8 protein-coding genes and 2 pseudogenes are annotated in these 10,637 nt (G+C 60.9%); 1 reads left to right on the forward strand and 9 read right to left on the reverse strand.

Translation table 11 applies throughout. The annotated features are described in order from the left end of the window. A pseudogene (locus L9Z73_RS17490) lies at positions 1–128 on the forward strand (transporter substrate-binding domain-containing protein); the annotation flags it as partial. Here the strand turns inward: L9Z73_RS17490 and L9Z73_RS17495 are convergent. From L9Z73_RS17495 to L9Z73_RS17535, 9 genes and pseudogenes are all read right to left on the reverse strand, one after another. Next, a pseudogene (locus L9Z73_RS17495) lies at positions 110–382 on the reverse strand (multidrug transporter); the annotation flags it as partial. The pseudogenes L9Z73_RS17490 and L9Z73_RS17495 sit on opposite strands and share 19 nt — an antisense overlap. Positions 383–658: 276 nt before the next feature. Beyond that, positions 659–2,110, reverse strand: coding sequence for a mannose-1-phosphate guanylyltransferase/mannose-6-phosphate isomerase (locus L9Z73_RS17500; RefSeq protein ID WP_247403353.1), 1,452 nt, complete (start codon positions 2,108–2,110; stop codon positions 659–661). A gap of 123 nt (positions 2,111–2,233) precedes the next feature. Then, positions 2,234–2,887 carry an alginate O-acetyltransferase AlgF gene (locus L9Z73_RS17505; protein ID WP_247403357.1) on the reverse strand — a complete coding sequence of 218 codons (654 nt, stop codon included), beginning with the start codon at positions 2,885–2,887 and terminating at the stop codon, positions 2,234–2,236. Positions 2,888–2,903: 16 nt separating this feature from the next. Further along, positions 2,904–4,088: an alginate O-acetyltransferase gene (locus tag L9Z73_RS17510; RefSeq protein ID WP_247403361.1), complete on the reverse strand. Its 1,185-nt coding sequence runs from the start codon at positions 4,086–4,088 to the stop codon at positions 2,904–2,906. An 11-nt stretch (positions 4,089–4,099) separates the two neighbouring features. Then, positions 4,100–5,632, reverse strand: a complete 1,533-nt coding sequence (locus L9Z73_RS17515) for an MBOAT family O-acyltransferase (RefSeq protein ID WP_247403364.1) — start codon at positions 5,630–5,632, stop codon at positions 4,100–4,102. A gap of 217 nt (positions 5,633–5,849) precedes the next feature. Then, on the reverse strand, positions 5,850–6,959 hold the full coding sequence (locus tag L9Z73_RS17520; RefSeq protein ID WP_247403366.1) for a mannuronate-specific alginate lyase: 1,110 nt from the start codon (positions 6,957–6,959) through the stop codon (positions 5,850–5,852). Between the two features lie 8 nt (positions 6,960–6,967). Then, positions 6,968–8,416: an alginate O-acetyltransferase gene (locus L9Z73_RS17525; RefSeq protein ID WP_247403375.1), complete on the reverse strand. Its 1,449-nt coding sequence runs from the start codon at positions 8,414–8,416 to the stop codon at positions 6,968–6,970. An 11-nt stretch (positions 8,417–8,427) separates the two neighbouring features. Next, complete coding sequence (algG, locus tag L9Z73_RS17530) at positions 8,428–10,017, reverse strand: mannuronan 5-epimerase AlgG (protein ID WP_247403369.1); 1,590 nt, start codon at positions 10,015–10,017, stop codon at positions 8,428–8,430. Further along, the coding region (locus tag L9Z73_RS17535; protein WP_247403372.1) for an alginate export family protein at positions 10,017–10,637 on the reverse strand (621 nt) is incomplete at its 5' end. The genes L9Z73_RS17535 and algG, both read right to left, overlap by 1 nt.

Consider the following 10,637-nt stretch of genomic DNA (forward strand, 5'->3'; position numbering starts at 1 on the left):
TCGCGCCCAAGGAAGCCACGATCAAACGCTTCGAAGACAACAACTCGACCATCGCCGCCTACCTGGCCGGCCAGGTCGACCTGATCGCCAGCGGCAACGTGGTGATGGTTGCGATCAGCGAGCGCAGTTCGGTCAGCGGTACGTCGTTGCCGTTGTTCAGGGTCAGTTTCAGTGGGCGATCGGCGGGACAGTCCTGTGGGGCGTAGGTGATGCGCAGCTCCAGGCGTGCCAGTTGCGACGCTTCGCGATTGTCCAGCCACACCACCCACACCGCGACCAGGCCCAGGCCGACTGCAGCGGCCAGCGACACCGGCAGCGCCTTGGCTGGGTAGCGCAGCAACAGGACCAGCCAGGTGATGATCAGTAGAACGCCGAAAAACATGGAGACCACCTCGAATAGGGAACGAGCATCCTAACTTAAGCGTAGGTGGGATTGGCTACCTTGAGGTGTGGGGTGGCTGGGCTGACGCCATCGGGGGCAAGCCCCCTCCCACCTTCGACCGCATTCCAAATGATGTACTCGGTCCGAATGTGGGAGGGGGCTTGCCCCCGATGAGGCCCTCAGCATCACCACACCCCCCAAAACAAAAAGCCCCCACCCAAGCCACTGCGGATAGGGGACGCAATGACCTGGGCGAGGGCTTCTTTTACGACTGTATTACTGCGCGATCGTTTTCACCGACACACCACGCTCAATCGGGGTCGAGCGACCGTAGATATCTTCAAACCGCTCGATATCGTCCTCACCCAAATAGCTGCCCGATTGCACTTCAATGATCTCCAACGGGATCTTGCCTGGGTTGCGCAGGCGGTGTACCGAGGCAATCGGGATGTAGGTGGACTGGTTCTCGCAGAGCAGGAACACGTTCTCGTCACAGGTGACTTCGGCGGTGCCGCTGACCACGATCCAGTGTTCGGCGCGGTGGTGGTGCATTTGCAGCGACAGGCACGCGCCCGGCTTGACCGAGATGTGCTTGACCTGGAAACGCCCGCCCATGTCGACCGAGTCGTAGGAGCCCCACGGACGGTAGACTTCGCAGTGGTTCTGGGTTTCGCTGCGGCCCTGTTCGTTGAGGGTGTTGACCATCTGCTTGACGCCCTGGACCTTGTCCTTGTGGGCAATCATCATCGCGTCCTTGGTTTCCACCACCACGATGTTTTCCAGGCCGATCACCGACACCAGCTTGCCGTTGCCGTGGATCATGCAGTTCTTGCTGTCCTGGATCACCACGTCGCCCTTGGTGACGTTGCCGTTGACGTCTTTATCGTTGACCGCCCACAGCGACGCCCAGCAGCCGACGTCGCTCCAGCCCGCGCTCAGCGGCACCACGCAGGCGCGTTGGGTTTTTTCCATCACGGCGTAGTCGATGGAATTGTCCGGGCAGCAGGCGAAGGTGGCTTCGTCAAAAATCACGGTATCGGCGTCTTGCTCGCTGCGTTCGAGGGTCAGTACGCAGGTGTCGTAGATGTCCGGATCGTGCTTTTTCAGCTCTTCGAGGAAGCGGCTGGCGCGGAACAGGAACATGCCGCTGTTCCAGAAATAACCGCCGCTTTTGACGAACTCGACGGCGCGTTTTTCATCGGGTTTTTCCACGAACTGTTGCACGCGGCTCACGCCTTCGGGCAACAGCGAGTCGTTGGTGGATTTGATGTAGCCATAACCGGTTTCCGGACGGGTCGCCGGTACGCCGAACAGCACCATCTCGCCGCGCTCGGCGGCCACGGTGGCCAGGGCCAGGGCGCGTTGCAGGGCTTTCTGGTCGTCGATCACGTGGTCGGCGGGCAGCACCAGCATCAGCTCGTCGCGGCCTTCATTGACCAGCATCATCGCGGTCAGCGCCACGGCCGGCGCGGTGTTGCGGCCGAAGGGCTCCATCAGGATGCGCTGGGTTTCCAGCTTGCGCACGCTCAGTTGCTCGTTGACGATGAAGCGATGGTCTTTGTTGCAGACCACGATGGGGGTTTCCATGCCATCGAATACCAGGCGCTCCAGGGTTTGCTGGAACAGCGTGTGCTCGCCGGTCAGGGCCAGGAACTGTTTAGGAAACTGTTTACGGGAAAGCGGCCAAAGACGTGAGCCGCTACCACCGGAAAGGATTACTGGGATCATGCTGTTTCTCCTTGAATCGATTTGGGTCAGAGCTACGAAGGTTTGTCGTTTCACTCTTGTTTTTGTCTCGGGCCGGACTGACACCCTGCTCCCACAGGGGCAGGGGTCAATTCGAAAATTTGATCAGCGGGTCGACACGGGGCGCTTGACCCACACTGGCGACAGGCTGCTGCCGGAGCCGGTGACGTACAGCACCGCTGCTTCACCGCGCTCCAGGGCTACCGGCTTCACGTCGCCGACTTTCTTGTCGCCGTCGTACAGCGCCAGGCTGACTTTCACTGGGTTGATTTCACGTTCGCCACGGCTCTTGGCGGCCACAGCCTTGACCACGTCGGTCTTGCCGTCAGCGGTTTTCAGGGTCAGGGCCCTGTCGCTGAGGTTCTGCACGCGCACCAGGGATTTCTGTTTGTTCTTGAACGGCGGCTCTTCGATCAGTTGGGGCTGACCGCTGCTGTTGTTGACCAGGGTGTAGTAGTGGTCGGCGGCAAGTTTCACTGACACGGACTGGCTGCCGACCTTGGCGCTGTAGTCGCCGCCGGGCATAAAGCTGAAGTCGCTGCTGGCCAGTGGGGCCACTTCGCTCAGGTTGGTGCTGCCGACGGTGGCGCTGACTTCCTGGTTGGCGGCGTTGTAGACACGCACGAAGCTGGAGCCTTTCGGTGCGACAGGGCCGTACAAGGCCGCGTCACCGGCGAAGGCGGACATCGATACCAGGCTCATGCCGGCAGCCAGGGCCAGAGTCTTGGCGAGACGACGCGGAGTAGTAGTGAAAGTCATGTGAGTTACCTCTCTTTCAGTTTTGCGCCCGGTCGGGCGTCTCGGATTTTGGGTGTTTAGCTGGGGTGTTCAGTGCCATGTTCTGTTGGCGCGTACCGGCTTGTTTAAGTTGCGCAACCCACTGCGGGTCGGCATCGCCGATTTCGTTGTTCACGGGCAGATAACGTTCAGGAAACTCCCAGATCAGCACCTGCGGCGGGCTGTTCTTGAAGTCTTCGCTTTTGAGGTAGCTGAGCATCGGCAGGATCGGGCCGTGGCCGTCTTCGGAGTAGTTGATGACATCGCTGCCCAGGGCTTGCTTGAGCGCGCCGACGAAGTTCCAGTTGGGGTTGGCGCTGTAGCTGGTGCCGACCAGTGCCACCGGGGTTTCGCTGTCGCTGAACAGCGCGTCGTCGCCTTTGGTTTCGGCCAGGCGCGTGACGCGTTTTTCCAGCGGCTCCTTGGGCGGCATCAGGTTTTCGAACAGCGGGTCCAGCGGCAGGAACAGACGCAGGTCGCCACTGTGCGGGGCGGTTGTCTCGGCCTCGGTGACAAAGCGCTGCGGCTCGCCGCTCAGTGGGGTCTTGGCGGCAATCGCCTTGGCCAGTTGCTTGGCGGCGATTTCGGCACCGTCCGGGGTCCAGTGGGTGTCGGTGCGCAGGAACACTTGCTGGCCGCCGAGCTTGGCCTGTTGCAACGGGCCAAGTAGGTCGGGGGCGAGGATCTTGTCGGCGGCGACACGGGCGTGGAAGTCCTGGTACAGGTTGGCGTGGATGCTCGCCGGTTTCACCTCACCGAGGTGCTCCGGATACAGGCGTACCTTGGCCGGAATGATCGCCATCACCAGTTGAATGCCTTGGGCCTTGAGCTTCTGGCGCACGCCTTCGACCAGGGCGTAGTTGCCCTCCAGGTTCTGGTCTTCGTTGACGGCGGGGTTGAACTCCTCGTCGCTGTACAGCCAGTGATCGCGACCCAGCACTACGCCAGGGCGGCCTTCATTGAACAGCTTGTAGTCCAGCGCCGCCCACAGGTTGGTACCGATGCGCTTGATCGGGAACTGGTCGTCGTAGTGGGTCTCGACGGCTTTGCTCCAGCGACCATTGAGCACGGTGGCGTCGGCATTGGTGCTGAAGCCGAAGAAACTGCGCATCGACCACGCGCCCAGGGCGAGCAGCACCACCAGGAACAGGCCGATATAGAGGACGCGAAATGAACGGGTCATGGTCGGCTCCCTCAGAATTGGAAGTAAAGGAACGGCGAGAAACTCTGCGCCGACAGTTTGAGAATCGACGCCACGAACAGCAGCAGCACCGCTGCGCGCATGGCGTAGCGTGGCCAGTCAGCGGTCCAGTAGGCCGGTTGAACGGCGGCGTCTTTACCGACGGTGAAACCTGGCTGGTGGATGCTGCCGGGGTCGTCGCCAGGCACTGCCTTGATCAGGCTCGGGTCGGCCGGCTTGGTTTTCTCGGCAGGGCGGTTGCGGTAGAAGTCGCGCAGGCCAAAGAACGCCAGGGTTGCGTAGGCCACCACCAGGGTTGCCACTTGCAGGCCGGTGAGGTTGGCGCGGTTGAGTTCCGACAGCGACCACTCGCCAAAGCTGAACATCGCGCCGTACATACGGCCGGCGACGTGCAGGTTTTCGGAACGGAAGATCACCCAGCCCATCACCACCAGCAGGAAAGTGAAGGCCCAGCGCACCGGGTTGAAGCTGCGCGGCGAGGTGTTGAGGCCGATGGCTTTCTCGATTGCCAGCCACATGCCGTGCCAGGCGCCCCACACGATGTAAGTGATGTTCGCACCGTGCCACAGGCCACCGAGCAGCATGGTCAGGAACAGGTTGCGGTAGGTGGTCAGCGTGCCTTTACGGTTGCCGCCCAGGGTGATGTAGAGGTAGTCACGCAGCCAGGTCGACAGGCTGATGTGCCAGCGCCGCCAGAACTCGGTGATCGACTGGCTGATGTACGGCTGCTTGAAGTTTTCCATGAAGCGGAAACCCATCATCAAGCCCAGGCCGATGGCCATGTCGCTGTAGCCGGAGAAGTCGAAGTACAACTGCGCGGTGTAAGCCAGCGCACCGAGCCAGGCATCGCCGGTGGTGGGGTTTTGCAGGGCGAAACAATGGTCGGCCACCACCGCCAGGGTGTCGGCGATAAACACCTTCTTGATGAAACCTTGCATGAACCGCGTACAGCCCTCGGAGAACTTGTCGAGGGTGTGGGTGCGGTTGTTGAACTGGTCGGCCAGGTCGCGAAAACGCAGGACGGGGCCGGCGATCAAGTGCGGGAAGATCGCCACGAACGCCGCGAAGTCGATGAGGTTGCGCGTGGCCGGGGTGTCGCCGCGATACACGTCGATGATGTAGCTGATGGACTCGAAGATGTAGAACGAGATCCCGATCGGCAACAGCACGTGGGTGAGGATGAACGGCTCCAGGCCCGCTGACTTCATCATCACGTTGATGCTGTCGACGCCGAAGTTGGCGTACTTGAAGTAGCCGAGGATGCACAGGTCGAGCACCACGCCCAGCAGCAGCCAGCGTTGGGCCGGCTTGGTACGCACGCCGGCCGCACCGACCTTGAGGCCGATCCAGTAGTTCCACAGCGTGACGGCGGCGAACAGCGCCAGGAAGTCCACTCGCCACCAGGCGTAGAACACGTAGCTGGCCAGCAGCAGCAGCAGATTGCGATAGCGTTGCCCGCTCAAGTAGTACAAGCCGAGAAAGATCGGCAAGAACAGAAACAGGAACACATTGGACGAGAAAACCATCCCGATCTCTCCACGTTTAACCAACAGTCAAGGGCCGGAGCCCCCCCAAACCCCCCCACGAATCCGGGAGGAGGTTGTATTGCAATCTCACTGTCGAAACCGGCTTCAAATGTGGGAGGGGGCTTGCCCCCGATAGCGGTGTGTCATTCAACACAGATGGCGACTGTTACACCGCCATCGGGGGCAAGCCCCCTCCCACATTTTTAACTGAGTTTCGTCAGTTGCTTTTGTTGCCTTTTTCGTGCGTCGGGTCGTAGACCTTGGTCAGGTCACCCCCGAGGCGGAAGGTCTTGAACGGCTGCATCCCATGTTTGCGCTCGAGCACATCTGGCGCGCAGGTGTAGAGGCTGCAGAACGGCTCAAGCCAGGCAAATTTCATGTCTTCCTTGAGGTCCTTCATGTCCTGCTCTTTGCCGTTCTTCTGCTCGAAGATCTGCGGGTCTTTGACCCCGGCCAGCACCTTGTCGCCCAGGCGTTTGAGCGCGCCGTTGTTTTCCTGGCGCAGGTCCACCCCGTTGACCAGGGCAAAACTGGCGATCATCGACAGTGGTGGCAGGGCGTAGTTGTGGTACGACAGGGCGCGCTGCTGACGCTTCAATTCGTTCGGCAGGAAGCCTTGGTCGTCGATCTGGTTGACGCCGACCTTGTATTCCTTCACCGACCAATCAAACAGGTCGCGACGGTTGGTCGCGATGGACGTCGCCATCACCGACCAGGCGGCCCAGTAGGAGTGGTTGTTGGTTTTTTCCAACGGCAGGTTGTCCCAGTCGCTCACCACCTGATCGGCCATTCTGCTGAACCAGGCTTCGATCAGTTGCGACTCCTGCTGGTGGTTGGCCAGCGGGTGCGAGTCGGAAAACTTCAGGCGTACATAGGCCGAGGCCATGCTGCCCAGCGCCCATTTGCGCATGGACTTGCCGGTGTGGTTGAAGTCCTTGGACATCAACGCATCCGCCTTGGCCCAACTGGTCAGCCAATTGAGCGTGCATTCCAACTGTTCCGGGCGACCGTCGCGCATGAACTGCATCACGCGCTTGCTGGTGTCTTTTTCCAGCGTGGTGATGTCGGCGGTGCTGTCGCGGAAGGCTTTTTCCGACTGCACGTTCAGCGTGGAGCGCGCCTTGTCCGAACCTTCGTACTTGCTGCGAAACTGCAGCGAGCCGGTGTAGGGCGTCGGCATCGCGTCGCAGCCGTCCTTGAAGTCGCCGGTCTTGAACGCCTCGATCGGTGCAAAGTAGCCCTGGGGCGGGCGCAGCGGCGCGGCGGCATTCACGGAGCCAGCGAACATCGCCAGGCCCAGTAAGGTAGGGATCAATAACTTCTGCATAGGTAACCTCATTGCCCGGTAGAGGCAGTCTGTTGACCACCTGCGGGGAATACGTTGCGTGTGCAAATTTTCGCTTCGACTTTTTGCGCGGCAGCACCCGCTTCGGGGCCCTGCACTTCCACGGCCAGCAAGTTCTGCGAGGCCCAGTCTTCGTCGGTGCGCAGTTCAAAGGCGAAACGCCCGTCTGTATCGGATGTTTCGGGTTTCTCGATCTTGATGTCCTCGTGGCGCCCATTCATGTACCAGAGGGTGGCTTGCAAGGTTTTCACCGACGGATCGGCGAAGCGGATATCGACCTGATGGTTGACGTTGCGCAGGTCTTTGTTCGAGCTGTTGACCATTAATTCGTTCTTGCCGGGTTTCAAGGTGGCGCTGGCACTCATCTGCGCGGTCTTGCCTTCGCAGCCGTTGTCCAGCAACGACATCATCTGGCGATAGATGGTTTCCTGGTCGAGGCGGTACAGCGGCGAGAACTCCCAGATCAAGATCTTCGGCGGACTCTTCTGGAATTCGTCGCTGCCCAGGTACTGGATCATCGAGCCTTCCAGGCCACCGCCGGGGAAGGCGACGTTGAGGATGTCGGCACCGATTTCCTGTTCAAGGAAGCCTGCGAAGTTGTAGTTCTTGCCGCTGTGGCTGGTGCCGACCAGGGTGATCTGCGGGTTGCCCGAATCGCCGAACAGGTCGCCGTCGCCCGCTTCGCCCTTGGGCTCGGTGGTGAACTGGTCCATGTACTGGATCGCGTAGCTGGTGCCGCAGAGTTGCCCGGCCATGTTGTGCAGGGTGCCGGTCTTGCCCATGCGCCCGGACAGCTTGGTCTCGAATTCACGCTTGGGAATCTCGGCGAACTCGGGCATCGCACGCACTTTGGCGCCGACGATTTTCGCGGTGCGCTGGGCGCCGTAAGGGGTCCAGTGCTGGTCGCCGCGGAAGTAGAAGTCGTGGGCCGGCAATTCATCCGGGAGCTGCTCGTTGGTCAACGGCGACAGGTCCGGCACCACGTAGCCCATCTTGGCGAAACGGCCGAGCATGGTTTTGTAGTTGCCCAGGGCCTTGTCGAAATCGAACTTGGCTTTTTCCTCGGGGTTGAGCTTGTTGCGGTTCACCAGGCCACGGGTCGGCTGGTAGACCACCACCAGTTCCACGCCCTTGGCCTTGAACGCATCGTGCAGTTGTTGCATGCGTTTGTAGCCGGCGGGGCTGGTGTCGAATTCGGTGCGCAGGTCTTCCTGGGTACGGAACAGCCAGTCGCCCTGGGCTTGCACCAGGGTGGTGAAGTTCTGCTGATAGCGCGTGGTGTAGTTCTTCGCGTCATGCGCCGCCGGGCACAGGCTGCAGCACGGTTCGGCGCTGAAGGTCGGCGCCTTGATTTCGTCGGCGCGCACGCCCTGGCTGGCCGCAAGCAGGCCGAGGGTCAGACCCGAGAGGCTCAGCAGTTTGATCATGTGTGGGTGCATAAGGGTCATCCTCAGTCCTGCATTTCGGTCTGGCGTTCGACAGGGTCGATCAGCACGGCTTTCTGCTGGCGTACCAGCAGGTCGAGAATTTCTTCCTGGCGCTCGCCAAGAATGCCGTTGAAGCTGATGCCGCTGGATTTGGTCGGCGCCAGCATCGACACGCGGTACAACTCGATACTCAACGGCGAGTCGATCGACAGCGGCCCGCTGCCGTTCCCGGCGAGTTCACCGCCGACCACGATCAGCGAGACCTTGGCGTCGAACGGGTCGAGGGCGATGTCACGGTCGGTGTCGGTCAGATCCTTGATGTGGCCGTAGACACCGGTCAGGCCGTTGGCCATCGAGGTGTTTTCGTACAGCTTGATGTTGACGCTGTTACGAATCCGGATGCCGTGGCGACGGTTGGCGATCACTTTGTTGCCCCACAGCAGGTTGTCGCCGCTCTCATAGAGCGTGATACCGTCGGTGTGGTTGCGGTAGATCTCGTTGTCGGCGATCAGGTTGTTCACGCTGTTACGGTCGATCACCAGGCCCGAGAGCTTGTTGTCGTAGCTGCGGTTGTTAAAGATGAAGCTGTCGTTCACTTCCCGGGAAATGATGATGCCGTGCTTCTTCTTTGTGCCGTAGACGGTGTTGTCCGCGATGATCAGGCCGTGGGAACGGTCGTGGGGGTCAATGCCGTAGACAATGTTGTCTTTGTAGGTGTTGCCCTTGATCACGAAGCCTTCGGTCTCGTAGCAGTAGAAGCCGTACCACATGTCCGAGAACTCGGAATCGATGATCCAGCCGGTTGGTTCAGTGCGCTTGAGCACCTTGGCCATGTTCGGCGTGTACTGGGAAATACTCACCCCATACGACTTACTGTTGGCGTAACCGAAACTGGCCATTTTGGTGTTGGCGATGTAGGTCTCGGTGCCGCCCCAGGCCAGCAGGAACGGGCGGAACTCATTGGGCGACTGGAAGGTCGCCGGGCCGTTGGCCTTTTCTTTCCAGCCGGTGATCTTGGTATCGCGCACAAACAGTTGGCCGTCGTTGATCAGGAACGAACCGGCTTCCTGGGACAGGCGCAGTTCTTTGGTCTGCTTGTCGATGTCCAGGATGCCTTTGCGCCCGACCACGATCGGCAACTTGGCGAGGAACACGCCCGGCGAGGTTTCGCTGAGGTACTGCTTGGGCACTTTGCCCAGCAGGTCCTTGAGGTTCATGTAGCCGTCGTCGATAAAGATCGCCTGGGGAATGCCGTGCTGGCGCACCACCCACTCGGCCATCTTGTTATCGCCGCCGATGAAGTCCTTGAGCGCATCTTCCTGCATCATGCGGCGGATGCTGATTTTGCCGGGCTTCTTGCGCACGATCTTTTTTTCCATCGCCGCAGCGGTGTAGCCCGACAGGTCCGGCAGGGCCGGCTTGGGCATTTCCAGCGGCGCGGTCGGCGGGCTGGAAATGGTGTAGGTCTTGGCCTGTTGCAGTTCTTTGGCGATGGTCGGCGCCTTGACCGGCTGCGCGGTATCGGCGACGGCTGTGGCGCTGGCCATCAGCATCGCGGTCACCAGCAAGCATCTGCCTGTGAAGGGGTGAGCAATCATTGCGCGGGCTCCCATCAGAACTTCCAGATCACGTCGACAAAGGCGCGATGCATGTACGAGTCGACCTGGCTGCCATAGGCGTCGCCCGGTTTGAACACGCCGGCACGAAAGCGCACCAGCGCCGACGGTTCGTCGATCGACTGGCTGAGCGCGGCCGGCAGCAGGCCTTTCTTGAAGTACTTGGTGACGACCAGGTCCATCTCCTGGCCCAGGTCTTTCTTGCCGTCTTCAAGGGGCAGAGAGGTGCTGGACAGGATCGCGCCGGTCACGTCGTCGGTGTTGTTCTGCACGGCATCGATGCCGTTGCTGCCCACCGCCTTGTTGCCGTCGACGCGCCAGAACTTGTGGTACACCAGGCTGGCGTCATAGTCCTCGCGCAGTTGCCAGGAAGCGAACAGGCTCATGGACTGCATGTTGTTCATCTCGCCGCGAAACGCTTCGCCGAAACGGTGGACGCGGGACTGCGTGCCGGTCCAGTTCGAGCGGTTGCTCTGCAGGCCGTTCTGCTCGTACTCGGCACTGGCGCGCGAATAGGCCGCACCCACTTGCCACTGCGGGTCGAGGCGCAGGCGCACACCCAGGTCGGTGGCCCAGCCACTGACGTCGTCGCTGCGCTTGGCGGCGGTGGGGCGGGT

The organism is Pseudomonas emilianonis (assembly GCF_023072625.1).
Taxonomy (GTDB): domain Bacteria; phylum Pseudomonadota; class Gammaproteobacteria; order Pseudomonadales; family Pseudomonadaceae; genus Aquipseudomonas; species Aquipseudomonas paraveronii.

Coding starts and splice junctions, on each gene's coding strand:
- L9Z73_RS17500 (WP_247403353.1), bottom strand. CDS start 2,110: ATGATCCCAGTAATCCTTTCCGGTGGTAGCGGCTCACGTCTTTGGCCG.
- L9Z73_RS17505 (WP_247403357.1), bottom strand. CDS start 2,887: ATGACTTTCACTACTACTCCGCGTCGTCTCGCCAAGACTCTGGCCCTG.
- L9Z73_RS17510 (WP_247403361.1), bottom strand. CDS start 4,088: ATGACCCGTTCATTTCGCGTCCTCTATATCGGCCTGTTCCTGGTGGTG.
- L9Z73_RS17515 (WP_247403364.1), bottom strand. CDS start 5,632: ATGGTTTTCTCGTCCAATGTGTTCCTGTTTCTGTTCTTGCCGATCTTT.
- L9Z73_RS17520 (WP_247403366.1), bottom strand. CDS start 6,959: ATGCAGAAGTTATTGATCCCTACCTTACTGGGCCTGGCGATGTTCGCT.
- L9Z73_RS17525 (WP_247403375.1), bottom strand. CDS start 8,416: ATGCACCCACACATGATCAAACTGCTGAGCCTCTCGGGTCTGACCCTC.
- algG (WP_247403369.1), bottom strand. CDS start 10,017: ATGGGAGCCCGCGCAATGATTGCTCACCCCTTCACAGGCAGATGCTTG.